Annotated in this window: 26 protein-coding genes and 2 tRNA genes; 11 read left to right on the top strand and 17 right to left on the bottom strand. The window is 70.1% G+C overall.

Annotation, left to right across the window (positions count from 1 at the left end):
- Positions 1-14 precede the first annotated feature (14 nt).
- The 3 genes from BMZ47_RS14605 to BMZ47_RS14595 all read left to right on the top strand — a co-directional run bounded on the left by BMZ47_RS14605 (position 15) and on the right by BMZ47_RS14595 (position 3059).
- Complete coding sequence (locus BMZ47_RS14605) at positions 15-1841, top strand: glycoside hydrolase family 15 protein (RefSeq protein ID WP_091863180.1); 1827 nt, start codon at positions 15-17, stop codon at positions 1839-1841.
- A 35-nt stretch (positions 1842-1876) separates the two neighbouring features.
- Positions 1877-2389: a hypothetical protein gene (locus BMZ47_RS14600; RefSeq protein WP_091863179.1), complete on the top strand. Its 513-nt coding sequence runs from the start codon at positions 1877-1879 to the stop codon at positions 2387-2389.
- Positions 2390-2459: 70 nt separating this feature from the next.
- A complete protein-coding gene (locus tag BMZ47_RS14595) occupies positions 2460-3059 on the top strand; it encodes a Uma2 family endonuclease (RefSeq protein ID WP_091863299.1) in 600 nt (199 codons plus the stop codon).
- A 364-nt stretch (positions 3060-3423) separates the two neighbouring features.
- Here the strand turns inward: BMZ47_RS14595 and BMZ47_RS14590 are convergent, their stop codons facing one another.
- The 5 genes from BMZ47_RS14590 to BMZ47_RS14570 form a co-directional block, all read right to left on the bottom strand.
- Complete coding sequence (locus BMZ47_RS14590; RefSeq protein ID WP_091863178.1) at positions 3424-4065, bottom strand: L,D-transpeptidase; 642 nt, start codon at positions 4063-4065, stop codon at positions 3424-3426.
- A 193-nt stretch (positions 4066-4258) separates the two neighbouring features.
- On the bottom strand, positions 4259-5077 hold the full coding sequence (locus tag BMZ47_RS14585; protein WP_091863298.1) for a transglutaminase-like domain-containing protein: 819 nt from the start codon (positions 5075-5077) through the stop codon (positions 4259-4261).
- A gap of 63 nt (positions 5078-5140) precedes the next feature.
- Positions 5141-6070 carry a transglutaminase family protein gene (locus BMZ47_RS14580; RefSeq protein ID WP_091863177.1) on the bottom strand — a complete coding sequence of 310 codons (930 nt, stop codon included), beginning with the start codon at positions 6068-6070 and terminating at the stop codon, positions 5141-5143.
- A 75-nt stretch (positions 6071-6145) separates the two neighbouring features.
- Positions 6146-6685 carry a response regulator gene (locus BMZ47_RS14575; protein WP_091863297.1) on the bottom strand — a complete coding sequence of 180 codons (540 nt, stop codon included), beginning with the start codon at positions 6683-6685 and terminating at the stop codon, positions 6146-6148.
- A 175-nt stretch (positions 6686-6860) separates the two neighbouring features.
- Positions 6861-8027, bottom strand: coding sequence for a transglycosylase SLT domain-containing protein (locus BMZ47_RS14570; protein WP_007564882.1), 1167 nt, complete (start codon positions 8025-8027; stop codon positions 6861-6863).
- Positions 8028-8352: 325 nt separating this feature from the next.
- Here BMZ47_RS14570 and alaS point away from each other — a divergent pair, with 325 nt between their 5' ends.
- The gene (gene alaS / locus BMZ47_RS14565; protein WP_091863176.1) at positions 8353-11040 is read left to right on the top strand and encodes an alanine--tRNA ligase; all 2688 of its coding nucleotides are present in this window, start codon (positions 8353-8355) and stop codon (positions 11038-11040) included.
- A 299-nt stretch (positions 11041-11339) separates the two neighbouring features.
- Here alaS and BMZ47_RS14560 read toward each other — a convergent pair whose 3' ends face one another.
- The 5 genes from BMZ47_RS14560 to mdeB all read right to left on the bottom strand — a co-directional run bounded on the left by BMZ47_RS14560 (position 11340) and on the right by mdeB (position 18913).
- The gene (locus BMZ47_RS14560) at positions 11340-11750 is read right to left on the bottom strand and encodes a DUF2147 domain-containing protein (protein ID WP_091863175.1); all 411 of its coding nucleotides are present in this window, start codon (positions 11748-11750) and stop codon (positions 11340-11342) included.
- A gap of 35 nt (positions 11751-11785) precedes the next feature.
- On the bottom strand, positions 11786-12463 hold the full coding sequence (locus tag BMZ47_RS14555) for a hypothetical protein (protein WP_091863174.1): 678 nt from the start codon (positions 12461-12463) through the stop codon (positions 11786-11788).
- 230 nt (positions 12464-12693) lie between these two features.
- Entirely contained in the window at positions 12694-14376 is a 1683-nt protein-coding gene (gene lpdA, locus BMZ47_RS14550; RefSeq protein WP_091863296.1) for a dihydrolipoyl dehydrogenase, read from the bottom strand.
- Between the two features lie 213 nt (positions 14377-14589).
- The gene (locus tag BMZ47_RS14545) at positions 14590-15999 is read right to left on the bottom strand and encodes a 2-oxo acid dehydrogenase subunit E2 (RefSeq protein ID WP_091863173.1); all 1410 of its coding nucleotides are present in this window, start codon (positions 15997-15999) and stop codon (positions 14590-14592) included.
- Between the two features lie 238 nt (positions 16000-16237).
- Positions 16238-18913 (bottom strand): alpha-ketoglutarate dehydrogenase, encoded by a 2676-nt coding sequence (gene mdeB / locus BMZ47_RS14540; protein ID WP_091863172.1) that lies wholly within the window; start codon positions 18911-18913, stop codon positions 16238-16240.
- Positions 18914-19303: 390 nt separating this feature from the next.
- Between mdeB and BMZ47_RS14535 the strand changes: the two genes are divergently transcribed.
- Positions 19304-19792, top strand: a complete 489-nt coding sequence (locus BMZ47_RS14535) for an Lrp/AsnC family transcriptional regulator (RefSeq protein ID WP_007564896.1) — start codon at positions 19304-19306, stop codon at positions 19790-19792.
- 81 nt (positions 19793-19873) lie between these two features.
- On the opposite strand, the gene BMZ47_RS14530 is transcribed toward BMZ47_RS14535, so the two are convergent.
- Positions 19874-19949, bottom strand: a tRNA-Ala gene (locus tag BMZ47_RS14530).
- Between the two features lie 179 nt (positions 19950-20128).
- A complete protein-coding gene (locus tag BMZ47_RS14525; protein WP_091863171.1) occupies positions 20129-20506 on the bottom strand; it encodes a TIGR02300 family protein in 378 nt (125 codons plus the stop codon).
- 241 nt (positions 20507-20747) lie between these two features.
- Between BMZ47_RS14525 and aroA the strand changes: the two genes are divergently transcribed.
- The 4 genes from aroA to BMZ47_RS14505 all read left to right on the top strand — a co-directional run bounded on the left by aroA (position 20748) and on the right by BMZ47_RS14505 (position 23392).
- Complete coding sequence (aroA, locus tag BMZ47_RS14520; RefSeq protein WP_091863170.1) at positions 20748-22097, top strand: 3-phosphoshikimate 1-carboxyvinyltransferase; 1350 nt, start codon at positions 20748-20750, stop codon at positions 22095-22097.
- 5 nt (positions 22098-22102) lie between these two features.
- Complete coding sequence (gene cmk, locus BMZ47_RS14515) at positions 22103-22741, top strand: (d)CMP kinase (protein ID WP_007564918.1); 639 nt, start codon at positions 22103-22105, stop codon at positions 22739-22741.
- Positions 22742-22836: 95 nt separating this feature from the next.
- Positions 22837-22912: transfer RNA gene (locus BMZ47_RS14510), tRNA-Lys, on the top strand.
- Between the two features lie 276 nt (positions 22913-23188).
- Positions 23189-23392 (top strand): hypothetical protein, encoded by a 204-nt coding sequence (locus BMZ47_RS14505; protein WP_091863169.1) that lies wholly within the window; start codon positions 23189-23191, stop codon positions 23390-23392.
- Between the two features lie 193 nt (positions 23393-23585).
- On the opposite strand, the gene BMZ47_RS14500 is transcribed toward BMZ47_RS14505, so the two are convergent.
- Complete coding sequence (locus BMZ47_RS14500; protein ID WP_091863168.1) at positions 23586-23981, bottom strand: response regulator; 396 nt, start codon at positions 23979-23981, stop codon at positions 23586-23588.
- Positions 23982-24028: 47 nt separating this feature from the next.
- On the opposite strand from BMZ47_RS14500, the gene BMZ47_RS14495 reads away from it, so the two are divergent.
- Together BMZ47_RS14495 and BMZ47_RS28020 are read left to right on the top strand one after the other, a co-directional pair.
- Positions 24029-24475, top strand: coding sequence for a phage antirepressor N-terminal domain-containing protein (locus BMZ47_RS14495; RefSeq protein ID WP_280142730.1), 447 nt, complete (start codon positions 24029-24031; stop codon positions 24473-24475).
- Positions 24476-24766: 291 nt separating this feature from the next.
- Positions 24767-25048, top strand: coding sequence for a hypothetical protein (locus BMZ47_RS28020; protein WP_139220996.1), 282 nt, complete (start codon positions 24767-24769; stop codon positions 25046-25048).
- A 66-nt stretch (positions 25049-25114) separates the two neighbouring features.
- Here the strand turns inward: BMZ47_RS28020 and BMZ47_RS28015 are convergent, their stop codons facing one another.
- From BMZ47_RS28015 to BMZ47_RS14480, 4 genes are read right to left on the bottom strand one after another with little or no spacing between them, the layout of a single operon-like run.
- The gene (locus BMZ47_RS28015; RefSeq protein ID WP_139220995.1) at positions 25115-25339 is read right to left on the bottom strand and encodes a hypothetical protein; all 225 of its coding nucleotides are present in this window, start codon (positions 25337-25339) and stop codon (positions 25115-25117) included.
- Between the two features lie 21 nt (positions 25340-25360).
- Positions 25361-25630 carry a hypothetical protein gene (locus tag BMZ47_RS14490; RefSeq protein ID WP_091863166.1) on the bottom strand — a complete coding sequence of 90 codons (270 nt, stop codon included), beginning with the start codon at positions 25628-25630 and terminating at the stop codon, positions 25361-25363.
- A gap of 25 nt (positions 25631-25655) precedes the next feature.
- Positions 25656-26117, bottom strand: coding sequence for a hypothetical protein (locus BMZ47_RS14485; RefSeq protein ID WP_091863165.1), 462 nt, complete (start codon positions 26115-26117; stop codon positions 25656-25658).
- A gap of 14 nt (positions 26118-26131) precedes the next feature.
- Positions 26132-26407, bottom strand: coding sequence for a hypothetical protein (locus tag BMZ47_RS14480; RefSeq protein ID WP_091863164.1), 276 nt, complete (start codon positions 26405-26407; stop codon positions 26132-26134).
- Positions 26408-26419: the final 12 nt, after the last annotated feature.

Raw genomic sequence — 26419 nt, 5'->3', positions numbered from 1 at the left:
ACACAGGAGAATCGATGTCAGATCCGGGCGAGCGCCCCTACCAGCCGATCGAAGCCTATGCCCTCATCGGCAATTGCGAGGGCTGCGCCCTGGTGGCCCGGGACGGGTCGATCGACTGGGCCTGCCTCGAGCGCTTCGATGCCGAGCCGACCTTCTCGCGGTTGCTCGACCGGCGGCGCGGCGGCCATTTCACCATCCGCCCGGCGGGCCGGTACGAGACGACGCGGCAATATCTGAGCCGCAGCAACATCCTGGAGACCACCTTCACCACCCAGGACGGCTTCGTCACCCTGCACGATTTCATGGTCGGGCCGGAGGGCGGGCCGGACCGGCCGCGCCTGGTGCGGCGGGTCAGCGGCATGTCCGGCCAGGTCCCGATGGTGGTCGCGTACCGGCCGCTCGCGGGCTTCGCCGAGCGCTTCGCCCGGCCGGCGATCGACGGTGGCCGGGTCGTGACGCCGGGATGCCCGAGCCTCCTCGCCGACGTCGCCCTGGCCCCGGACGGGGATGGCGCCACCGTCCGCTTTACCCTGGCGGCCGGCCAGGAGCGCAGCTTCAGCCTCTACACCGACACGCTGCCGAATGCGCCGCCGGATACCCGCACCCTGATGGAGCGGACCCGCAAGGCCTGGGTGCTGTGGACGCAGGATGCGGCCTATACCGGGCCGCTCGCCGACGAGCTGATCCGCTCGGCCCTGGTCCTGAAGGCGCTGACCTACGCGCCGACCGGGGCGATCGTCGCGGCCGCCACGACCTCGCTGCCGGAGGAGATCGGCGGCATCCGCAACTGGGATTACCGGTTCTGCTGGATCCGCGACGCCTGCCTGTCCTTCTACGTCCTGAAGAAGTTCGGGATGCTGCGCGAGGCCGAGGCGTTCTTCGGCTTCGTCACCGACCTGTGCGAGCGGGCCGAGGGCCGGCTGCGGCCGCTCTACAGCGTCGCGGGGGAGGGCGACCTCAGCGAGACCACCATCGCGCATTTCGAGGGCTGGCGCGGCAGCGCGCCGGTGCGGGCCGGCAACGAGGCCGCCGAGCAGCACCAGGCCGACGCCTACGGCCAGGTGCTCGACCTGCTCTACCTCTACACGCGGCTCGGCGGCACGCTGCCGGAGGCGATGCAGGGCCATGGCGCCCGGCTCGCCGACATCTCGGCCGCGCATTGGCACAAGCCGGATGCCGGCCTGTGGGAGCCGCGCAAGCCCGAGCAGCGCTACCTGCACGCCGCGATCATGAACTGGGTCGCCCTCGACCGGGCGATCCGCCTGTTCGGCCCGCGGGAGAACTGGTGCCGGGAGCGCGACCGGATCGTTGCCTGCGTGAACCGCGAGGGCATCCACCGGGACGGCTACTACCCGCAATATCTCGGCGGCGACGATGTCGATGCCGCCCTGCTGATGGTCCCGATGGTCGGCTTCCCCGTGGACGAGGCCGCCTTCGCCCGCACCGTGGATGTCGTGATCGAGCGCCTCGGCCGCGGCCACCTCGTCTACCGCTACCGGAACGATGACGGCCTGCCCGGCCACGAGGGCACGTTCCTGCTCTGCGCCTTCTGGCTGGTCGATGCCCTGCTCTGGCTCGGCCGCGAGGAGGAGGCACGGACCCGCTTCAACGCCCTGCGGGCCCTGCAGAACGATGTCGGGCTCTACGCCGAGGAGGCGGCCGAGGACGGCACCTTCCTGGGCAATTTCCCGCAGGCCTTCAGCCATCTCGGCTTCATCCACAGCGCCCTGATGCTCGACCTGTTCGAGCATGGCGGCCGCGCCGCGGTGCAGGGCACCTACGCCGACCGCTCCCTGCGCGAGACGGCGCTGCGCCGGGTCCCGGAACTCGCCGCCGATTGACCGTTTCCCGTTTCCACCCCCAGCCCGGAGTGCCCATGTCCGTATCGAGCCGCCAGGAAGCCCGCCTGCTCAGCGCCGACGAGGCCGACCTCGTCGCCCGCTCCCATCACCCGAGCTTGCGCGAGGCCGACGATACCGGCCTGGCCGAGCTGATTACCCGGCTGCGCGAGCGCCGGGACCGCGCCCGGGATGTCTCCCGACGTCAGCGCCGGGAGCTGCGCGGCAAGGCGGCGCCCTCCGGCGCACGCCCGGCCACCGGCAATACCGGTACCCGCCAGAAGGCGGCGCTGCTCGCGGCCGCGGTGAAGCGCGCCAGCAAGGAGAGCGAGCGGCGCCGGAACGCGCAGGCCCGCGGAAGCTTGGTCGCGACGTCGCGCCGGGCCCTGGCCCTGAAGCAGGCGGCCGGCGACCGCACCGCCGGGCGCCCGGCCTCGCGCACCGCCAATGCCGGAATGAACCCGGTGCCGAACGAGAACCTCGCCCCGTCCGGCGCGCTCGACAGCCAGGGCCAGGAGGTCGCGATGCGGCGAGGCGGCGGGCCGCGGTAGGCACAGTCCGACGCCGAGGCTCTATGGGCTTTCACGCCGATGATGTAGTCCCGTGGAGACGGAGGGCTTCATGGCCGACGCTGCCCACCAGCCTCATCCTCTGACGATTGCCGACTACGACCGGTTCGTGGAGGCGCAGCACGACGACCGCGAATGGGAACTCGTGGACGGTGAGCTCGTGATGATGAGCAATCCGACCGAGAACCATGAGCAGATCGCCGGAAACGTCGGCGCGCCGCTTAAACTCGCAATGGATGCCGCCGGATGCCGGAGCTATCAGGGCGGCATGCGCGTCCAGCGTTCAAGCGACAGCCGGGGCAAGGACAAGACAAAACCCGATATCGTCGTCCGCTGCGGTCCGCGGCAGAACCAGACTTACCTCACCGATCCGCTCGTCGTGGTCGAAGTGCTGTCGCCCTCGACGATGGACTATGACAGGGGCGGCAAGCTCAAGTTCTACAAGTCCCTGCCGACGCTGCGCCACATCGCTCTGATCTACCAGGACCAGATGCGCGTCGAACACTACGAGCGGACCGACGAGGGGTGGCGCCTCGATGTTTTGACTGCGCCAGACGATGTCCTGAGGTTCGACGCGTGCGATTTCGAGATCGACCTCGACCGGACCTATTTCGACGTTCCCGTGCGGCGACCGATCCTGGACGCCGACTAGCTCCGTTGATCCCCGCTCCGTTCACCGCCCTCGACGACCGAAGTCGGGAGATCGCGGCGGGCAGAGGTCGGATGCCACAGATGCCGTTTCGATTTCTAATGGCGTCGCCGGTCCGCTGCCTTGTCATGATGCGAGCGTCCGCCCGAACCGCCACCCCGTCATTCCGGGCTCGCCTCCGGCGCCCCGGAATGACGGGGTGATTGCTTGGGCGTACCCGCAGACCTCTACGGTGCTCACTAACAAAGAAGCCGGCAGGTCATCTTCATGACCGGCCGGCTTCTTGCTCGAAAAACATTATGCGCTTGGCTCCACCACGCTCAACCTGAGAGTGGAAACAGCCACTGAGGTCCCAGGTGCGGTCGGCTCAGTTCAGCACGACGACCTTGGCGCCGACCTTAACCCGCTCGTACAGATCGGTGACGTCGTCGTTGGTCATGCGGATGCAGCCCGAGGAGACCGCCTGGCCGATCGTGTCCGGCTCGTTGGAGCCGTGGATGCGGTACTCGGTGTTGCCGATATACATGGCGCGGGCGCCCAGCGGGTTCTCGATGCCGCCGGCCATGTACCGCGGCAGGTCGGGGCGGCGGGCGATCATGGCCTTCGGGGGCGTCCAGGACGGCCACTCGCGCTTGGCGGTGATCTTGTTGCTGCCGCTCCAGCTGAAGCCCGGACGGCCGACGCCGACGCCGTAGCGGATCGCCTCGCCGTTGCCGAGCACGAAGTACAGGCGGCGCTCGGCGGTGGAGACCACAATCGTGCCCGGCGCGTAGGGACCGTTGAACGCAACGATCTCGCGCGGGATCGGCTGGACCTGCGCCTGCGGCGCGTCCTGCACGCCCTGGCCGTAGCCCGGGGTGCCCTGATAGCCGTACTGGCCCGGATCCGAATAATACTCCTCGGCGCCGTTCTCGCCGAACGGGTCGTAGGCGGGAGCTGCCAGCGCCGGCGCAGCGGCAAGAACAGTTGCGGCGAGGAGCGCCGCGAGCGCGGTGGCCGAGGTCTTCATGGTGAGCCTGCCTGTGCAATAACCTTTGCTATTACAAGCGTGAGCATAGGTTGGCAGTTCCACGCCGCGAAGAAGATTTTGGCTGGCGCTGGAATACGTAAGCGGGTTTGCGCGTGCCCAGCGCCGGACCCCCGGTGTTGCATCGATCCGGTGCGAATGCTGGTAACCATCCTGCGCGATCCAAACCGCGCCGTCAGGCGACTTCGTCGGTATGGACATCGAAGCGCGCCAGGTGGGCGTAGCCGAAATTCGTCGAGATCGCGCAATCGGTGGCGTCACGGCCGCGGGCCATGACGATCCGGCCGATCCGCTGGCGGTTGTGCCGGGCGTCGAACGTATACCAGCGCGGGCCGTCCGGGCCCTCCAGGTAGACCTCGAACCAGGCCGAGAAATCCATCGGCGCCGGGTCCTTCGGCACGCCGATATCGCCGAGATAGCCGGTGGCGTAGCGCGCCGGGATGTTCATGCACCGGCAGAACGCCACCGCGAGATGCGCGAAGTCCCGGCAGACGCCCTCGCGCTGCATGAAGCCGTCATGGGCGGTGCGGGTGGCGTCGGCGCGCTGGTAGTCGAACCGGATGCGCTCGTGCGTGTAGGCGACGATTGCCTGGACCCGCGCCCAGCCCTCCGGCGTGCCGCCGAACAGGGACCAGGCGGTCTGCGAGAGCTTGTCGGTGTCGCAGTAGCGGGACCCCAGCAGGTAGACCATCACGTCGTCCGGCAGGTCCTGCACGGGAATCTGCCGGGCGTCGGGGGCATATTCGTCGAGCAGGCCGGAATCCTGGATCGTGAAATCGGCCGAGATCGTCAGCAGGCCCGGCGGCGCGACGATGCGGTGGCAGACATTGTCGTAGACGTCCCGGTACGCGTGCGCCGGGATCCACGGGTCGAAGTTGATGACCTGCGGGGTCAGCAGGTCGGCCATCCGCGACGGGTGGACGCTCAGCATCAGGATCATCGGCGTCGGCTGAGTCAGGCTGAAGGCGATGTCGTATCCGGTCCTGATCTTCATCGCGGCCACCTGTATCCTCTCGCCCCGGCGGGTCGCCCCGCAGCTCAGTCCGGTTTTCAGGTCTCAACGCGCCACTATTGGCGGATGAGCCTCAATTCCGCGTGTTTTTGCCCGCTCGTCAGGCAGCTCGACGACATCGACGTCCACCCGCATGCCGAGGTCGTCGCTGGCCAGGCCGAAGAAGGAGCCGTGCAGGGGCACCGCCTGGGCCGGATCGCGGGCCACCGCCACACGGATCAGGTCGCGATTGCCGACGATCCCGTTGGTCGGGTCGAACTCGATCCAGCCGGCGCCCGGCAGGTAGACCTGCAGCCAGGCATGGGTCGAGCCGCCGCCGACATGGCGGGCCCGGTCGTTGCGCGGGTTGTATAGGTATCCGGAGACGAACCGGGCGGCCATGCCGAGCGCCCGCACCGCCTCCATCATCAGCACCGCGAAGTCGCGGCACGAGCCGCGCTTGCTGCGCAGCGTCGTCAGCGGCTCCTGCACGCCCTTCTCGGAACGGGCCAGATAGGTGAAGTTCGCCCGCACGCTGCGGGTCATGTCGGCGAGCAGCTCCTGGGTCGGGATCCGACCCTCGCTCGGGATGAAGCTGCGCGCCCAGGCATCGACCTCGTGGCGCGGGTCGGGCCATTGCCGCTCGATCGACCGGGACAGGTCGGGCATGTCCTCGGCCCCGTAGCCGAACGGGTAATGCGTGGCGTGCGGCGCCAGCGGGAAGACCGGCGCGTGTTCGGGCGTGTGGTCGAGGGTGATGCCGCACGCGAAGGTGAGGGTCTCGGCCCGGACCCCGAAGGTCGCCACCGCGACGCAATTGCCGAACACGTCGAACATCCACCGCAAGGCGGCGGGCTCGGGCGTGATCTCCAGCGAGGCCTCGATCAGCCGCTGGTCGTAGCTGTCCCGGGGCCGGAACATGATCCGGTGCTCGCCGAAGGCGACCGGACGCCGGTACCGGTAGACCGTGCGGTGACGGACGGACAGGATCGGCAAACTCAGGGGCTCCGGGCTCGCGCCGATGTCCCGACCCTCAATGCAAGGGCCGGGCCCGACGGCGCGGCTGCGGCATCAGGTGACGGGCGGCGCCGGATCGGTCGTCGCCCGCTCGGCCTCGACCAGCACGTCGAAGGGCCGCCAGGGCTTGGCGATGAACACGGCCTCGCTCGGCAGCTCCGGACGCCGGATCCCGTGGCCGGAGGTTACCACCAGCCGCGCCCGGGGCCACAGGGTCGCCACCGCCCGGGCGAGCTGGAGCCCGTCCATCTCGCCGGCGAGCCGCACATCGGCGAAGACCAGGGCCACGTCGCCGCCGCGCGCCTGCAGGACGGCGAGCGCCGCCTCGGCGCTGTCGCAGCCGACCACGTCGAGCTCGGTCTCCTCGAGCAGGGTTTCGGCCAGCGCGCGGATCTGCGGATCGTCCTCGACCACAAGGGCGAGGCGCTGCGCCACGGCCTCGGTCGCCGCGGGCTGGGCCGGGTGCGGCGCGGCGGGCTCGGCCTCGCTCTGCCGGACCCGGCGCACCAGGGCGGCGAGATGCTCCGGCACGCCTTCGGAGACGAGATCGTCGTAGATCGAGGCGAGCGTCTGGCCGATCTGGTCGAGCGGGATGCTCGGCGAGAGCGTTTCGGTGAGCGGCGTGCCTGCGCTCGACAGAGGCTTTCTCAAGAACGTCCCCCGAAATCTCCGTATCAGGCCACGCGGACGCGGCGCTTGTGGACGAACGTCGGCAGGTCGCGGGGGGTTGCGCGCGGAGCCGCGAATTGGCGGCCCGCTCGCTCAGGCGTTACTGCGTGGCGACGCCGCTCTCGGCATCCGCGTAGGCCATGATGCCGGACACCGCCCGGACGTTCTGGTAGCGGGTGCCGCGGGTGCTCATCATTGCCTCGAACTTCTCGTGGACCTGGGCCACCGAGAGGCTCGCCGGCTTGCGGTGCCGGCCGCGGCCGACGAAGCGCCCGGCCGCGAAGAAGATCGAGCGGTTGGCCCGGGCCGGGCCGGGCAGTAGCGCGGCCGCGGCGGCGGCCGGCTTGTTCACGACGTTGGCCAGGAACTCGCCGGCATCGTCCACGCCCAGGAAGTGCGCGAGGTAGACTTCGCCGAGGGTGAGGTCGCGGCCGATGCGCTGGGCGATGCGCCCGGCATCGCGCTTCAGCATCTCGCCGGCCATCAGGGCCGAGAGATAGGGGTCGCGGCGCAGCTCGAGCACCCGGGTGCGCTCGGCGGCATCGGTGATCACCGGCCGGTCGTTGGCATCCGAGGAGACCAGGGCAGCCTCCTTCTCAAGCCCGTATTTCGGGCCGAAGTCGCGCACCACGCCGAGCCAGGTGCGCTCGATGAACTGGTAGAGGCCGGTGGCCGAGGAGGTCTTGGCCTGGACCGCGGTGACGAAGCTCGATTCCTTGTCGGCCACTGCCATCAGCAGGACCGGGTCGGTCTGGACCGCCTGGGCGGCGCGCACGATCGTCTGCACCAAGTGGCGCCGGATCTTCATCGGGCCGAATTCGAGGATGTCGTTCGGGTCGCCGCCGGCGCTCTCCGAGAGCAGGAAATCGTAGGAGACGCGGTCGACGCCGTTCGAGCCGACGGCGGTGTCGAGGTCGTGGACGGCCGCGAAGCTCGCCGAGGCGCGCAGCGGCGTACGCTCGATCTCTTCGCTCAGCGCCACGGTATGGATCCGCGGGCGCGGCATCGGCAATTCGGTGGCGGCCTGCGCCGACGAGACCGCCTGGTTCAGCCCGACCTTGCCGAGATCGACCCCCGACCCGATCAGGGCGGCGCTGAGGCCGCCGGCGATCAGCGAGACGGTGAGCAGCGAGCGGGCCAGCGCCGGGACGCTCCCGTGGGCGCGGCCGACCATCGGCTGTGCGGTGATGGCATCGGCGCGGCCGGACCCGAACCGGCCCTGCTGACCCGTGACGTTCCTCGGCGATCCGACCGTGCGGCCCTGCATCGTGTACCCGATTCCTCACGCGCCCTTGATGGCGCCACGGACACACCATCGCTTGACAGATGTGGCGACAACACGGCCGTGCTTGTGGCGACCGTGGGGCGGGCCGGGGAGATTTCGCGGCAGGCGTGTCGGCACCCCGGGCTGGATCGCCTTCTGCGAGCGTACGCCGCGGATCCGTAGCCCGTCTCATCCAAGGCCTTGCAAGGCCTTGCCGCCCTTCGCGATTGCTACGCGATCGGGAACGGCTCTAAGAGGGCGGCATGCGGGCCCCGCCTGAAACGGGTGACGGCCCAGTCCCTTGAGCCCTGCTTAGAGTTCTGCCCCGATGAGCGGCGTCAACGAGATCCGGTCGACCTTCCTCGACTACTTCGCGCGTGCGGGACACGAGGCCGTGCCCTCCTCGAGCCTCGTTCCGAAGAACGATCCCACGCTGATGTTCACGAACGCCGGCATGGTGCAGTTCAAGAACGTCTTCACCGGTGTCGAGAAGCGCGCCTACGATCGGGCGACCACAGCGCAGAAATGCGTGCGCGCCGGCGGCAAGCACAACGACCTCGACAATGTCGGCTACACCGCGCGCCACCACACGTTCTTCGAGATGCTCGGCAACTTCTCGTTTGGCGACTACTTCAAGGACCGGGCGATCGAACTGGCCTGGACGCTGATCACCAAGGAATTCGGCCTCAAGCCCGACCGGCTGCTCGTCACCGTCTATGCCGACGACGACGAGGCCGCGAACCTGTGGAAAAAGATCGCCGGCTTCTCCGACGACAAGATCATCCGGATCGGGACCTCCGACAATTTCTGGCAGATGGGCGATACCGGCCCCTGCGGCCCGTGCTCGGAGATTTTCATCGACCAGGGCCCGGCGCTCCAGGGCGGCCCGCCCGGTTCCCCGGACGAGGATGGCGACCGCTTCCTCGAGTTCTGGAACCTCGTGTTCATGCAATACGAGCAGCTGGAGCCCGGCGTGCGCAACCCGCTGCCGCGGCCCTCGATCGATACCGGCATGGGCCTGGAGCGCATGGCGGCGATCCTCCAGGGCGTCCATTCCAACTACGACACCGACCTGTTCAAGGCGCTGATCGATGCCGTGGCGCATGCGGTCTCGCGGGCGCCCGAGCCCGCCACCATGGCCTCCTACCGGGTGATCGCCGACCACCTGCGCGCCTCGTCCTTCCTGGTCGCCGACGGCGTGCTGCCGGGCAACGAGGGCCGCGGCTACGTGCTGCGCCGGATCATGCGCCGCGCCATGCGGCATGCCGAGATCCTCGGCGCCCGCGAGCCGACCATGTACCGCCTCGTCCCGACCCTGGTGCGCGAGATGGGCCAGGCCTATCCCGAGCTGATGCGCGCCGAGGCGCTGATCGGCGAGACCCTGAAGCTGGAGGAGACCCGCTTCCGCCGTACCCTGGAGCGGGGCCTGTCGATCCTCGATTCGGAGAGCCGCGACCTCAAGTCGGGCGACAAGCTCTCGGGCGAGACCGCCTTCACCCTCTACGACACCTACGGCTTCCCCCTCGACCTCACCCAGGACGCCCTCAAGGCCCGGGGCATCGGGGTCGACACGGAGGCGTTCACCGCCGCGATGCAGCGCCAGAAGCAGGCGGCGCGCGAGGCCTGGAAGGGCTCCGGCGAGGCCGCCACCGAGACGGTCTGGTTCGGCATCCGCGAGCGCGTCGGCGCCACCGAGTTCCTGGGCTACGAGACCGAGGCCGCCGAGGGCATCGTCACCGCGCTGCTGCGCGACGGCGCCGAGGTGACGAGCCTGGAGGCCGGTCAGACCGGCCTCGTCCTGGTCAACCAGACGCCGTTCTACGCGGAATCCGGCGGCCAGGTCGGCGATACCGGCCTGATCCTGAGCGCCGGCCTGCGCGCCCGCGTCACCGACACCGAGAAGAAGCTCGGCGACCTGTTCGTCCACCATGTCAGCGTGGAGGAGGGGATTCTCAGCCTCGACCAGCCGGTGGAGCTGAAGATCGACCATGCCCGCCGCAAGGCGATCCGGGCCAACCACTCGGCCACCCACCTCCTGCACGAGGCCCTGCGGCAGGTGCTCGGCGACCACGTCGCCCAGAAGGGCTCGCTGGTCAGCCCCGACCGGCTGCGCTTCGATATCAGCCACCCCAAGCCGATCGAGGCGGACGAGCTCGCTCGCGTCGAGGACATCGCCAACGCGGTGCTGCTCCAGAACGGCCCGGTGGTGACCAAGCTGATGGCCGTGGACGACGCCATCGCGTCCGGAGCCCGGGCTTTGTTCGGCGAGAAATACGGCGACGAGGTCCGGGTCGTCTCCATGGGCCTGCCGGTCGATGCGGACGGCGCTGAGACCGATCGGGGCCGGCTGAAGAACTTCTCCATCGAGCTCTGCGGCGGCACCCATGCGGCGCGCACCGGCGATATCGGAACGATCAGCATCGTCGGCGAGAGCGCGGTCGGGGCCGGCGTACGCCGGATCGAGGCGCTCACCGCCGACGCGGCGCGTCACCACCGAGCCGAGGAGGCCCACACCCTGGCAGCATTGGCCGGGATCCTGAAGGCCCCGGTCTCGGAGGCGCCGGACCGCCTCACGGCCCTGATGGAGGAGAAGCGCCGGCTCGAGCGGGAGCTCGCCGACACCCGCCGCAAGCTCGCCATGGGCGGCGAGACCGGATCGGGCTCGAACGCCCGCCAGAGCGAGGTCGGCGGCGTGGCGTTCCGGCGCTCGGTGGTCGAGGGGCTCGACATGCGCGACCTCAAGCCGATCATCGACGAGGAGAAGAAGCGGCTCGGCTCCGGCATCGTGGCGATCGTCGGTGTCTCGGCCGACGGCAAGGCCGGCCTGGTGGTCGGCGTCACCGAGGACCTGACCGGCCGCTACGACGCGGTCGGGCTGGTCCGCGCGGGGGCCGGCGCGCTCGGCGGCAAGGGCGGCGGTGGCCGCCGCGACATGGCCCAGGCCGGCGGCCCCAACGGCGCCTGCGCCGAGGCGGCGCTCGATGCGATCGAGCAGGCGCTGACCGCGGCGGCCTGACGCGTTCACGGGTGGGCCGCGGCGTTACCGACGCGGCCCTTCGGATCTGCCCGGCGGGATGTACCAAGCTGCCCGCCCTGACCCTCCTCGCGCGCGGATCTGCATCGATCCGGTCGAAGCGTGGGTGCCTTCTCCCGTGCGGGCCAGCGGATTCACGGAACGCGATCCGGATGGTTCTCGGCCGCACGAGAAGTCTCGCGGAGGCCAATCCGCGCTTTCCCGCCCCCGCAGAGGGCGGAGCGAGGCGCGCTTGGGGTTGGCCTAGGTTCTCGCCGCGGGGCGCGCCGCCACGCGTTTGGTCAGTTCACCCGGGTCCAGGTCTGGCGCTTGCAGAACACGCTCATCACGCAGCCCGAGACCTCGAGCGCGTTCGGGCCGGTCAGCCGCAGCGAGCCCGAATAGGTCTTCCCGTCGTTCGGGTTGTAGAGCGAGCCGGTGAAGCTCGACCCGTCCGCCTGCTGGGCGTTGAGGATCTGCACGCCCACGACGCTGCGGTTGCGCAGGGCCGGGTCCGGGTTCTTGGCGTCGAGCGCCTTGCCGGGGGCGCTGACGATGGTGCCGCAATAGCCGCCGCCGCAGGGGGTGATCTTCACCCGGGAGCTGCCGGTCTCGGTCAGCCAGAGTCCGGCCGGGTCGGCCGCGAAGGCTGGGCCGCCGAACGGCACCGTCACCAGCACAGCCAAGACCGTCCGACGCAGCGTCGATCCCATCCGCAATCCTCTCAAGACCAATCCTCGCCGCTCTCTTACCGCGAAGCTTCCGGCAGCGCACCGCCCAGATAGGTTTCGGCGACCTCGCAGAACGGCTGGCCGGCCCCGGTGGAGAGCACCGCGTCGATCTCGAACAGCTTGTCGTCGGGGCCGGGCGCCGCGGCCTGCGGGAACGGGCGGACCTCGATCGTCCGCCGGGTCGGCTCCAGCGGTCGCACGACCCGCCCGAACGGGGTGCGGGTGCCGTCCAGGGTGGCGTTCATCTCGGGCGTCAGGCGCGCCGGGACGTACCAATTGTCGGCCTCCGACAGGACCCGGTCGCCGCAGGCCAGGCGGACCCGGCGGTAGCGCACCGGCTCGTCCGGGCCGATCGCCAGGCGGGCCCGCTGCGCGGCGCTGAGCGGCTTGTCGGCCACGTCCATGCGGCGGGCGACGAGATGGGGGTCGCCGGCGAGCTTGTGGTCGGCGCACCAGCTTTCCAGGGCAAGGGTCGCGCTGTGGGCCGCCAGCACGCGGCTCTGCAGGGAGGCGATCAGGGCGGCCTGCGGCTGGGCGGCGGCCGGCGCCTCGGCCGCGACGGCCGACGGCCTCATCGGGATCCCCGCCAGCGCTGCCGCGAGGCCGAGATGGAGTGCCCAGTCGCGCCGGACCAGGAAGGCGACGCAGCGTTTGACCGCCCGCGGATCAAGCGCCGTGAAGGTGAGCTTTGGCATCGGAACGTCCCGGAACGGCTAATTCGGCACACCGCATCGTCTCGGCCCGAATCCCCCCGGGGTGGAGGCGTCCTGTTCTTCTGAAGACGGGCCGGCGCAGCCGAGCCGTCCCCGGCCTCACGCCGGACGGTTTATCCAAACCGCGTCGCGGGGTCGAGGGCGTCACCCGTGTCGGGCCCGACATGGGCGCGTGATCCGACGCGCCCGCTCGCGCCGAACCGGCATCCCCTTCAGCGCCGGATGGGCGGCAGGTCGGTGCAGAGGCCGAGCGCGGCCTCGGCGGCGAGCCCGATGGTCTCGCCGAGCGTCGGGTGCGGGTGGATCGTGCGGCCGATATCGGCGGCGTCCGCGCCCATCTCGATGGCGAGCACGATCTCGCCGAGCATGTCGCCCGCGCTCGGGCCGACGATGGCGCCGCCGACGATGCGCTTGGTCTGCGCGTCGAACAGCAGCTTGGTCAGGCCGTAATCGGCGCCGTTGGCGATGGCCCGGCCCGAGGCCGCCCAGGGGAAGCGCGCCACCTCGACCGCCCGGCCGGCGGCCTCGGCGGCGGTCTCGGTGAGGCCGGCCCAGGCGATCTCGGGATCGGTATAGGCCACCGACGGAATCACCGCCGCGTCGAACCCCGCTCTGTGCCCGGCGGCCACCTCGGCGGCGACGTGGCCCTGGTGCACCGCCTTGTGGGCGAGCATCGGCTGCCCGACGAGGTCGCCCACCGCCAGGATGTGGGGCACATTGGTCCGCATCTGCGCGTCCACCGGCACGAAGCCGCGCTCCACCGTGACACCGGCCGCGTCGAGGCCCAGCGCGTCGCCGTTCGGGCGCCGCCCCGCCGCCTGGAGCACGAGGTCGTAGACCTGCGGCTCCGCCTCGCCGGCGAGCGTCACGGCGATGCCCTCCGGGGTGGCGGTTGCCGAGACGACCTCGGCACCGGTGCGGATCCGGTCGAACCGGTGGCCGTTGCGCTTGGTCCAGACCGCCACGAGGTCCCGGTCCACCCCCTCCAGGAGGTTCGGCAGGCGCTCGACCACGTCGACCCGGGCGCCGAGCGCGCTGTAGACCGTCGCCATCTCCAGGCCGATGATGCCGCCGCCGATCACCAGCAGGCGCCGGGGCACGAAGGGCAGCTCCAGCGCCCCCGTGGAATTCACGATCCGCGGATCCTCGGGCAGCATCGGCAGGCTGACCGGCGACGAGCCCGCCGCCACGATGGCGCTTCGGAATCCGACGGCGCGGCTGCCGCCCGCCTGCATTGCCACCGACACCGCGTTCGCGCCGGTGAAGCGCGCGGTGCCGCGCACGACCTCGACCTTGCGCTGGCGGGCCATCTGGGTGAGCCCGTCGGTCAGGCGCCGCACGGTGCCGGCCTTGAACGCCCGCAGCTTGTCGAGGTCGATCGTGGGCGCGCCGAAGCTGATCCCGTGGGCGGCGAGCCGTCCGGCCTCCTCCGTCACGGCGGCGACGTGCAGCAGCGCCTTCGAGGGGATGCAGCCGACATTCAGGCAGACGCCGCCCAGCGTCGCCTCGCGCTCCATCAGGATCACGCGCTGCCCGAGATCCGCGGCCCGGAACGCCGCCGCGTAGCCGCCGGGGCCGCCGCCGATCACCAGCACGTCGCAGGCTTCCTCCGTCGGCGCGTCGGCGGGGGCCGCGACGGGCGCCGCCGTCTCCGTCTCCACGGCGACCCGGGCGATCAGCGTCCCGGCCGAGACGGTGTCGCCGAGGCCGACCAGCATCTCCACCAGCCGGCCGGCGACGGGCGAGGGGATGTCGAGGGTCGCCTTGTCGGATTCGACGACGAGCAGGGTCTGGTCGCGGGCGACGGCGTCCCCCGGCGCCACCGGGATCTCGATCACCGGCACGCCGGAAAAGTCGCCGATATCAGGGACGCGGATCTCGCGGGTCTCGGGCATGGCGGCGGCGATCACAGTCGAGGGGGATGGGCGGCAGGCATCGAGGTTGTCAGGGCTTTCACGCCCCGACAGAGGACGAGGCGGTGCGCCCACGTCTCTCCGGAGGCGCGACGCGCGCCCTCTCCCGTGCGGGGAGGGGACCCACGCTAGGTCCGACGATGTGGCGATGCGCGAGCCCGCACAGGAAGGCGCGTCGCGCATCCGCCATCGCTGTCACAGCAGCGCCCGGCGCAGGTCCGACAGGACCGAAGCGATGTGGCCGAGGAAGCGGGCGGCGGCGACGCCGTCCACGACCCGGTGGTCCCAGGAGAGGCTGAGCGGCAGGATCAGCCGCGGCCGGAACGCCTGGCCGTCCCAGACCGCCTCCGTCCGCGAGCGCGCCGCCCCCAGGATCGCGACCTCGGGGGCGTTGATGATCGGGGTGAAGCCGTCGCCGCCGATGCCGCCGAGCGAGGACACCGAGAAGCACCCGCCCTGCATGTCCGCGCCCGAGAGGCTGCCCGCCCGCGCCTTGTCGGCGAGCGAAGCCATCTCGGTGGCGATCTCGATCAGGCCCTTGCGGTCGCAATCGCGCACCACCGGCACCATCAGGCCCTTCGGGGTGTCCACGGCGAAACCGATATGGACGTAGTCCTTCAGGACGAGGTCGGCGCCCTCCAGGGAGGTGTTGAAGCGCGGATAGGCCTTCAGGGCCAGGGCGGCGGCCTTGATCAGGAAGGCCACCATGGTGACCCGCGCCGGCGGCGTGCGCGTCTCCGTGTTGAGCCCGACCCGGAACGCCTCGATCTCGGTGACGTCGGCCCGGTCGAAATTGGTCACGTGCGGGATCGTCAGCCAGTTGCGGCTGAGATTGGCCCCGGAGATGGTCTGGATCCGCGACAGCGGCTCCCGCCGCACCGGGCCGAATTTTTCGTAGTCCACCTGCGGCCAGGGCGGCAGGCCGGCGCCGATGCCGGACGACGCGGCGGGCGCCTGGGCCGGGGTCTGGAGCGCGGCCTTGACGAAGGCGTGCAGGTCCTCCCGCAGGATCCGCCCCTTGGGGCCGGTGGCGGGCACCCGGTCGAGGGTGATCCCGAGCTCGCGGGCGAGCTGGCGCACTGACGGGCTGGCATGGACGTCGCCCGACGTGACGGGACGCTGATCGTCATTCGACGGCTGGGCCGGGGGAAGGCCCGCTCCGGAATTGCCACGCGCGCTCCCTCCCCCCTCTGCGGGGGAGGGTGGCCCCCGAAGGGGGTCGGGAGAGGGGAGCGCCGTATCCGGAAGAGTGGCGACAGGTGTGAGAACCGCACCGTCGCGCTGCCCCTCTCCCCCCCCGCTTCGCAGGGTACCCTCCCCCGCAGAGGGGGGAGGGAGAGGCGCGGCGGCTGCCTCGCCGCCCTCCGCAGGCTCGACCAAAAGAATCGGCGTGCCCTCCGAGACCTTCGAGCCCACCGCGACCAGCAATTCCCGCACGGTGCCGGCCACCGGGGAGGGGACTTCCATGGTCGCCTTGTCGGATTCGATGCTGAGGATCAGGTCGTCGACGGCGAGGCGGTCACCCGGCTTCACCAGGAGTTCGATCACCGGCACGTCCCGGTAGTCGCCGATATCCGGGAGGGCGATCTGCAGCGCGGCGCTCATGCGGGCGGGTTTCCGTGGCTTGTCTCGGGCGGACGGGTTTTTTTTCGGGGCGAGGTCCGTGGTCGGGCCTCGCGAAGCGTTTGGGATTTCCGGGGGATCCCCCACCCACACCCTCATCCTGAGGTGCTGCGCAGCAGCCTCGAAGGAGGGCTCCAGGGATCGCGCGCCCGGCTGGAGGGCTCCCCCGAGGGCTCCGCTTCGCTGCGCCACCTCAGGATGAGGGTGCGGGCTGGATGTCTCAGATCGTCCAGGGCGCCGGCGTGTCCGCGTCGATCCCGTAGCGCCGGATCGCCTCGGCGACCGTGGCGCGGGGCACCGTGCCGGCCTCGGCGAGCGCGTGCAGGGCGGCGACCACCACGTGCTGGCGGTCCACCTCGAAGAAGCGGCGGAGCGCGTTGCGGGTGTCGCTGCGGCCGAACCCGTCGGTGCCCAGCGTCACGAACCGCGCCCCGACATAGGAGGCGATCAGCTGCGGATAGGCCCGGACGTAGTCGGTGGCCGCCACGACCGGCGCCGTGCCCGGCAGCAGGGCGGCGACGTGGCTCACCGGCGCCTCGGCCTCCGGGTGGAGCATCGCTTGGCGCTCGGCCTCGCGGGCGTCGCGGGCCAGCTCGCTGAAGCTGGTGACGCTGAACAGCTCGGCGGCGATCCCCCAATCCTGCGCCAGCAGGCCGGCCGCCGCGATCACCTCGGGCAGGATCGCGCCAGAGCCCAGCAGCCGCACCGCCGCGGGAGCCGCATCCGGCCCCGACAGGCGGTACATCCCCTTGAGGATGCCGGCCTCAGACCCCTCCGGCATGGAGGGCTGGGCGTAATTCTCGTTCATGGCGGTGAGGTAGTAGAAGGCGTCCTCGCCCTCTTCCATCATCGCCCGCGCGCCGCGATCGACGATCACCGCCATCTCGTAGGCGAAGGCCGGATCGTAGGCCCGGCAGTTCGGGATCCCGGCGGCGGCGAGGTGGCTCGAGCCGTCCTGGTGCTGCAGGCCCTCGCCGCCGAGCGTGGTCCGCCCGGCCGTGGCGCCGATCAAAAAGCCGCGGGCCCGCTGGTCGGCCGCCGCCCAGATCAGGTCGCCGACCCGCTGGAAGCCGAACATCGAGTAGTAGATGTAGAACGGCAGCATCGACAGGCCGTGGACGCTGTAGGACGTGGCCGCCGCGGTCCAGGACGAGATCGCCCCGGCCTCGGTGATGCCTTCCTCCAGCAGCTGCCCGTCCCGGGCCTCGCGGTAATACAGCATCGAGCCGGCATCCTCCGGCTCGTAGAGCTGCCCCTCGGGGGCGTAGATCCCCACCTGCCGGAACAGGTTGGCCATGCCGAAGGTGCGCGCCTCGTCGGCGACGATCGGGACGACCCGCGGCCCGAGATCCTTGTGCTTGAGCAGGTTGCCGAACAGCCGGACCACCGCGGTGGTGGTCGACATCTCCTTGCCGGCCGCCTCCAGGGCGAAGCCCGCATAGGTCGAGAGCGGCGGCACCGTCACGGTCGGCGCGGTGCGGCGGCGGGCCGGCAGCACGCCGCCCAGCGTCTCGCGGCGCTCGCGCAGGTAGCGCATCTCGGCGCCGTCCTCGGCCGGCTTGTAGAAGGCCAGCCCCTCCACCTGCGCGTCGGAGAGCGGCAGGGCGAAGCGGTCACGGAAGGCGCGGAGCGCATCCACGTCGAGTTTTTTCGCCTGGTGGGCGGTCATGCGCGACTCGCCCGCGCCGCCCATGCCGTAGCCCTTCTTGGTCTTGGCCAGGATCACGGTCGGCCGGCCCTTAGTGGCCTTGGCGGCGGCGAAGGCAGCGTAGAGCTTGCGGAAATCGTGGCCGCCGCGCTTCAGCCGGTCCACGTCGGCATCCGACATGTGGGCGACCAACTCGCGGACCTCCTCGTCCTCGCCGAAGAAGTGGGCGAGGTTGTAGGCGCCGTCCTTGGCGCCGAGCGTCTGGTATTTGCCGTCCACGGTGTCGGCGAAGCGGCGCAGCAGGGCGTGGTTGGTGTCGCGGGCGAAGATCGCGTCCCACTCGGAGCCCCACAGCACCTTGATGACGTTCCAGCCCGCGCCGCGGAACAGGCTCTCCAGCTCCTGGATGATCTGGCCATTGCCGCGCACCGGGCCGTCCAGCCGCTGCAGGTTGCAGTTGATGACGAAGGTGAGGTTGTCGAGCTTCTCCCGCGCGGCGAGCGCCAGGCCGCCGATCGATTCCGGCTCGTCCATCTCGCCGTCGCCGAACACGCCCCAGACGTGCCGGGCCGAGGTGTCGGCAAGGCCGCGATGGCCGAGATAGCGCATGAACCGCGCCTGATAGACCGCGTGGATCGGGCCGATGCCCATCGAGCCGGTCGGCACCTGCCAGAAATCCGGCATCAGCCAGGGATGGGGATAGGAGCAGAGGCCGTCGCCGGCGATCTCCTGGCGGTAATGCTTCAGCTGCTCCTCGGAGAGCCGCCCCTCCAGGAAGGCGCGGGCGTAGACGCCCGGCGCCGAATGTGGCTGGAAGTAGACGAGGTCGCCGTCCGGGCCGCCCTTGAAGAAGTGGTTGAACCCGACCTCGAACAGCTCCGCCGCCGAGGCGTAGCTCGCTACGTGCCCGCCGAGCTCGCCGTAGGCCATGTTGGCGCGCACCACCATGGCGAGCGCGTTCCAGCGCATGATCGAGGTGAGCCGCTCCTCAATGTCGAGGTCGCCCGGGTAGCGCGGCTGCTTCTCCAGGGGAACCGTGTTCCGGTAGGGCGAGTAGGGCAGCGCCTCGTCGAGGATGCCGATCTCCTTCGAGCGCCGCTCCAGCCGGTCGAGGATGAACCGCGCCCGGGCCGCGCCCTCATTGCGGAACAGCGATTCGAGCGCCGCCAGCCAATCCTGGGTCTCGGCCGGATCGTGATCGACCTCGGCGGACCGCGCGATCGTCGTCCTCGGCGGTATGGCGTTCATCGGCGCGGCTCCCAGCTTTTGATCGGAGCATACGGTTTGCCGCACGGGGCGACATGCCGAAGTTTTGTTATTGCCGCGCGAAAATTGGCATATTTTGCCGGGTTGTCCTGGGAATGCGGTTGATCATACCGTTGCGCGTGACGTCGCCTCCTCCTGACTCCGATGGGTCGTCCGGTTAGTCCGTCCCTCACCGTCATTGCGCGCGCAGCGAAACGACCTAGGGAGCCGCCACGGTTGGAGATCGCGCGCTGTTCTGGGTTGCTTCGCTGCGCTCGCAATGACGATGGGCGCATGGCGAAAAGAGGTGCCAGCATCGATCGGCGCCAAAACTTTCCTGTCATCCAGCGATTGGCGGCATGCTATGCCGATCGCAAACCGGAGCGCGAAACAATGGTCTCCCGACCGGCCCATCTCGACGCCGCCTCCTTGCGCATCCTCGAACGCCTGCAGCAGGACAGCGAGATCAGCATCGCCGACCTTGCCGAGCAGGTCGGGCTGTCCACCTCGCCGTGCTGGCGCCGGGTCAACGACCTGAAGGAGGCCGGGATCATCCGGGGCTGCGTCGCGGTGGTGGATCCGATGAGCCTCGGGCTCGCGGTGAACGTCTTCGTCCACGTCTCCCTGGAGAAGCAGACCCAGGCCGCCCTCCAGGCCTTCGACGAGGCGGTGCGCAGCCGCCCGGAGGTGATGGAATGCTACCTGATGAGCGGCGAGGCCGACTACATGCTGCGGGTCGTGGTGGAGGATCTCGGCCAGTACCAGCGGCTGGTGCTGGACCACCTCACCCGCATCCCGGGGGTGGCCAATATCCGCTCCAGCTTCGCGCTCGGCCAGGTGAAGTACACGACGGCGCTGCCGCTCGGGCACCTGACCCGGTGAGCCGGTCGTTGGCTGGATAGGAGTTTTTAGAGTTTCCCAGCGGGGCCGGACTGGACCGGCCGCATCACGCTGAAGGAAGAATGGTGGAGCCTAACGGGATCGAACCGATGACCTCTTCCATGCCATGGAAGCGCTCTCCCAGCTGAGCTAAGGCCCCACTTGTCCGCCGCGGTTTGGGTCCCGCGGGGTCTCGCCGTCCGGGTTGCGTCCGGCGACGCCGGTTCTATAGGCGGCTCGTGACGCGGACTCAACCCCTTTTTTTCGGGATTCTTCGCCGGGACGCCGGCCCCTCTCCGACTCCGCGCAGGGTCTTCGAAGGGACGGCGCGGACGGGATTCAGCTCTCTTCGTCAGTTTCGATATCGCCGTCGATCAGGTCGGAGACGTCGTCGCCGGAATCCTCCTCCTCAAGGAAGGTGTCGTCCTCGGCGGATTCGCCGTCCTCGTCGCCGGCCTCGTCCTCGGGCGTGGGATCCGCCTCGTCCTCGGCGGCCTCGACCTCGTCGAGCGAGACCAGCTCCGGACCCTTCTCGTCCGTCTCATCCTCGTCGTCGGCCTCAGGCCCCCGCGCCAAAGCGGGCGCCGGCACGCGGCTCGCCGCCGCCTGGTAGACCGCGCCGCATTTCGGGCAGGTGGCGGGATCGCGGGCGAGGTCGTAGAACTTCGCGCCGCAACTTAGGCATTGGCGCTTCATGCCAAGTTCGGGTCGGGCCACGGGCGGACACCTCGTCGTCTCTGCTGTCTTCGGAAGACGGGCCCGTTAGTCGCGGCCCCAGCCCCTGTCAATCGAGCCGCAGGACCCCGTTTTCGAAGCGGCGCCGGGCGGGCGCGATGGATGACGCGGGCCGATGCGCGTGTTAACCGCGCCGCCAGTTCACGGTCCGATTGTGGCCCCGCGGCGCCCCCGCACGAGGCACCGGATCCCGGCCCACCTGAGATTCCCGAACGGACGCCCCGTGTCGCACAATTCGCCTCCCCAGCCCCTCACCGCCGCCCCCGGCGCGCCGCTCACCGGGCGGCTGCGTCCGCCGGGCGACAAGTCGATCTCGCACCGGGCCATGATCCTGGGGCTGCTGAGCCAGGGCGAGACCCGGGTCGAGGGCCTGCTCGAGGGCGACGACGTGCTGCGCACCGCCGCCGCCGCGAAGGCGCTGGGTGCCGGAGTCGAGCGCCTCGGCGAGGGACGCTGGGTGGTGCGCGGGGTCGGCATCGGCGGCCTCACCGACCCGGCCGAGGTGCTGGATTTCGGCAATGCCGGAACCGGCTCCCGGCTGATGATGGGCGTGGTCGGCGGCCAGCCGGTGACCGCAACCTTCGACGGCGACGCGTCGCTGCGCTCGCGCCCGATGCGCCGGATCCTCGACCCGCTCACCCGCATGGGCGCGCGGGTCCTCTCCGAGGCCGAGGGCGGACGCGTGCCCCTGACCCTGCGCGGCCTCAACGAGGCGATCCCGATCACCTACGAGACGCCGGCGGCCTCGGCGCAGATCAAGTCCGCGGTGCTGCTCGCGGGCCTCAACGCGCCCGGCACCACCACCGTGATCGAGGCGGCCGCCACCCGCGACCACACCGAGCGGATGCTGCGCCTGTTCGGCGCCGAGGTCCGGGTCGAGCCGCACGGGCCCGGCGGCCACGGCCGCAAGATCTCGCTCACCGGGCAGCCGACCCTGCGCGGGACCGACGTGGTGGTCCCGGCCGATCCGTCCTCGGCGGCCTTCCCCCTGGTGGCGGCGCTGATCGTGCCCGGATCCGACGTGGTGATCGAGGGCGTGATGATGAACCCCCTGCGGACCGGGCTGATCACCACCCTTCTGGAGATGGGCGCGCAGATCGAGCGCCTGGCCGAGCGGGAGGAGGGCGGTGAGACCGTCGCCGACCTGCGGGTGCGCGCCAGCCGCCTCACCGGCGTCGACGTCCCGCCGGAGCGGGCGCCCGCGATGATCGACGAGTACCCGGTGCTCGCGGTTGCCGCGAGCTTCGCCGAGGGCCGGACCCGGATGAACGGCCTGCACGAGCTGCGGGTGAAAGAATCCGACCGCCTCGCGGCCGTGGCGGCGGGCCTTGCCGCCAACGGCGTGCGCCACAGCGTGGAGGGCGACGACCTCGTGATCGAGGGCGACGGCACGGCGGCGCCCGGCGGCGGCACGGTGGCGACCCATCTCGATCACCGGATCGCCATGGCGTTCCTGGTGATGGGGCTCGCCACGAAGGCGCCGGTCACGGTGGACGACGGCGCGATGATTGCCACGAGCTTCCCCAGCTTCCTGCCGTCCATGCAGGCCCTCGGCGGCCGGATCGGGGCTTGACCATCATGCCGCTCGTCATCGCGATCGACGGCCCGGCCGCCTCGGGCAAGGGTACGCTGGCCAAGCGCCTGGCCGACCATTACCGGCTGCCGCATCTCGACACGGGCCTCCTCTACCGCGCGGTGGCGCTGGCCCTGATCGATGCCGGCCTGTCCCTGGACGATCCGGAGGCCGCGTCCCGGGCCGCCCACGCCCTCGACGCCGACAGGCTGGACGATCCGCGCCTGCGCGACCGCGCCATGGGCGAGGCGGCCTCGCGGATCTCTGCGGTCCCCGAGGTCCGCGCCGCGCTGCTGGCCTGGCAGCGGCGCTTCGCGGCCGATCCCCAGGGTGCGGTGCTGGACGGGCGCGACATCGGCACGGTGGTGTGTCCGGACGCCGACGTGAAGCTGTTCATCACGGCCTCCTCCGAGGAGCGGGCGCGCCGCCGTCACCGTGAGCTCTCCGGGCGCGGCGAGGCGGCAACCTTCGCGGCGATCCTCTCCGACATCGAGGCCCGCGACGCCCGCGACGCCTCGCGCGCCGCCGCGCCGCTGCGCATGGCCGACGACGCGGTCCGTCTCGACACGACGGCCCTCGACCCGGACGCCGCCTTCGACGAGGCCCGGGGCATCGTCGAGCGTGCCCGCGGCGACGGCGACTAGGCGCCACCCACAACCCCGTGTTGACCCCCCGGCCCCGCTCACCTATTGCGAACGCGCCGTCCCCGCGCGGCCGCCCCAGGGCGGTTCCCGGACGCGAGCGCGTAGCTCAGCTGGTAGAGCAACGGACTTTTAATCTGTAGGTCCTGGGTTCGAGTCCCAGCGCGCTCACCAAAAACTTTTCCAGAACAATAGCTTAACCCGCATCACAAATTCGGTGCTACCCCAAAAGTGGTCGGGGTTGCACCGGGGTAGCACGCTTGCAGGGCGGCCTATTTCGGTACGGCGCCGCCCTGAGACGCCTGACGGCCGGTTAAGCCTGCTCCAGCATGGTGATCACCGGGCCGCGTTGTGTATCGGCCCACCGCTGGTGAGATCGGACGCTCCCCCGCCTCGTGATCAGATCGGGGCGGGGCCGGGCGCCTGGCATACGGGTGAGAGGGTGCATCCATGCCTGCCGAGCGCGACCAGGTGCTGCCCAGCGATGCGCTGGATCGGTTGGCTTGCAGGTTGCTCGCCGAGGTGCGGTCGCAGTACCCCCAGAAGCCGTTAAACAAGCCCATAGGCGAGCTTGGCGATGACGTGGGCACCAATCTTCTGGCCTGGCTGTTCGACGCCTACGACGACGCAATGGGTGAAGATGGCCGGGATTGAGCTGCCCGGTGACCAGAGCCGAGCTGCGCGCAACCGAGCGTGGCTATAAGCGTTCATGTGGAAGTGGCGCCGTTTGGCACCTGAGGCTTCCAACATGCTCCTGATCACCTTGCTCATCGCGGGCACGTTCATGCTCGCCGGCTCGTTTTGATCATCGCTGCTCTGGCGGACTGACCGATGAATGGGGGTCGGCTTACAAGCCGATCCCCCGCGCCGTTAGTACGGTTTGCAGGGCCTCGGCGAGGCCATCGGGCATAAAGGGCTTACGCAGGAAGCGCGCGCCCATGGGCATCTGCTCCGGGCCAGGCCATTCCACTCCCGACACGATCAGGATGGCGAGCTCTGGCCAGCGCGCTGCGACAGCCTTGGCTAGGGTAAAGCCGCTGAGGGGCTCACCGGCAAGGTCTACGTCTGCGACCATGGCCGCGAGTTCGGGCCGTGCTGCAAGGTGGGCTTGAGCGGCCTCGATGGTTGCGGCCTCGGCAACCTCGTACCCCGCTTCCCGCAAGGCTGCTGCCGCTTCCATGAGTTGCACAGGGTTGTCCTCGACTACCAGCACGGCAAGCCGCGGCGCAAAGTCGTCCGCCATTCGGGGTCTCCTCACAATCGGCGCCGCACTAACGCAGCTGGCCTCGATTGCGCCCCGGGGTCGGGTGCAGTGGCCTTAATAGGCCAGCTCGGCATCGCAAACTGAAGGCAGGAGGCGAGCGCTGGGTTGTGATGCGCCCCGTGGTTGAGGGCATGGGCCTCGCTTGGCAAAGCCAAAACGCCAAGCTGAACGCAGGTAGCGATCGTTACGGGGCGCGTAACGATATCGTTACGCGCGATGCTGCCGGGCGAGAGCAGGCTATGACCTGCATGCCGCTCAAGCGGTACCCGTTGTGGCTGGTGACGATCAACCCGGCCAAGGTCCCAGACCCCGCCGTGCGCCAGCGGGTTGAGCTCTATCAGGATGCCTCGGCTGAGGCCCTGTACCAGTTCTGGGCCACGGGCAGCGCCACGGTCGAGACGGTCGCCGCCGTCATCCGCGAGTCGCCCCAGAACGGACATCCGGCAGTGACGTGCCGATGCCCTCCAGACTGAGGCCCAGGCCAAGCGCCGGCCGGCGGACGAGTACGACGCCGCGCAGGAGCGGGGCGAAGTGGCCGGGCCGCAGGGCGGGGGCGAGCGTTCCGGCCGGGAACGGTCGCCTACGACGGCAACCGTCGCCGACCTCGGCCTGACCCGCAAGACGATCCACGAGGCCCGGCAGCTGCGCGACGCTTACGCGGGGGTCCCGGTGTTATCCGTCCCGCGCCCGATGAAAGCCCTGCGATCGCTTGCCGGATCGTGGTTGAGATCCCAGGTTCTGGATCTACAGGGAAGGGAGCATCGATGAGCGACGAGAAGAGCGGCGAGCCGAAGAACGAGGGAGCCCTTCGCAAGACCACCGCGGATGCCGATTTCTCACAGCAGATCGGTAAGGGTTTTAGCGCCGAAAGCTCCCACACAACGACGCGCACGAGTGAGATCGACGCCACCCCGACTGAAGCTCCATCTAGCGGCCACACTTCGGTCCGCAGCAGCGTAGTCGACGCCTCGACGGATCCTGTCATCGAACGCGCAAAGAGGAAAAACGATAGTCCAGATGATGCGGCGAAGGATGGACAAGCCTGATCCGCGATCCTGCAGAGCATGTCGTTGATGAGCCCCGGCCCGCGTGAGCGGCCGGGGCTCATCCGTTTACTCAGCCGTGCGAATGAGGCCGGCGCCCCGCAGATCGTCCGCCACTTCATCGGCAAGGTGGCCGCGCTCTACAGCGCCGGGGGACGGCATGATGGTGAGGCGGGAGCCCAGCACCACCACGTTGCCCGGGCCCTGATCGGGCGCGGGTGCCGGATCTGGCGCGGGCGGCACAGCTGGCGGATCGGGCTCGGGCTGCTGCCGGCCGATCCGGCCGGTGTCCATCGTGTAGACCTTGCCGCCGCGCTAGACCGTGCGCGTGGCCTGCATCTTCGGATCATCCGAAGATGGCAGCTCGGCCCGCATCCTTCGAACCAGCCCTTCGTCAACAGCGCATCGGCGGGCGATCTCGCTGTTGTTCCACTGCCCCCATTCCTCGTCCTGCAGCAGCATCAGCACGGCGCGGCGCTTGTCCGCGTTCGAGCGGCGCAGGCCGTGGGCCGCGTTGGCGCCGGCGCTGTGCAGGATGGCATCGCGCAGGCCGCCCTGGCGCACGTCGCACGGCAGCACGGCCAAGCCCGCGTGCAGGCCTGCAGCGTGCCTAGGGCGCTTCGTTCTGCTGCTCTGCAGGCGGCCGCACCTCGTACGGTGCCAGAAAGGCCGCCAGATCCCGCCCGATCGACGGGTAATGCCACAAGTCGCCCCACTTCGGGGTGTGGCCGTGCCGGGCCTTCACCCAGTCGAAGAACAGGTCATGGGGTACGAGAAACCACGTGCGTGCCACCGTAGGGCTGTACGGCGCTGAGGGGAACAGCATCAGCAGCTGGCGGCCGCCATAGCGGCGCCAATCCACCAGAGGCCGGCCCTTGAGCTGTACGCCGGCCAGCGCACCAGCCGGATCCCGCACCACCAGATCCTCGCCCTCGATGTCCGCTTCCGGCCGGTACACGCGGTACCCGCAGCGGATCAGCAGCGCAGTGGCCTCGGCCCTGTTGGCCGCCTCCGTGTGGGCCTGCCGGAAGCGGGCTTCTGTGGCTGTTGCGACGTCCAAGGCGACCTCCATCGAGCGTTGCCATCCTACACGCGCACGGCAGCCTTCGTGGGCTCCCGGCCTTCCGCCAGCCGTGCATCGAGCGTGCGGCGGATCACGCCGGGGTCGGCCGCCTCCGCGTCGCGCAGCTGGCGGGCCTCGTGGATCGCTTTGCGGGTCAGGCCAAGGTCAGCGACGGTGGCCAAGCTGTTCCCGTCTGGAACGGCTTTTCCGCGCTGCCCGTTGGCAGCTACCTCGCCCCGCTCCTGGGCGGCGTCGTATTCATCCGCGAGCCGGCGCTTGGCCTGCGCCTCGATTTCCAAGGCATCCGCCTG

Origin of the sequence: Methylobacterium brachiatum, assembly GCF_900113845.1 — a bacterium.
GTDB lineage: Bacteria > Pseudomonadota > Alphaproteobacteria > Rhizobiales > Beijerinckiaceae > Methylobacterium > Methylobacterium brachiatum.
Note: the sequence above shows the minus strand (reverse complement) of the source record. Positions and strands in the feature narration are given on the sequence as shown.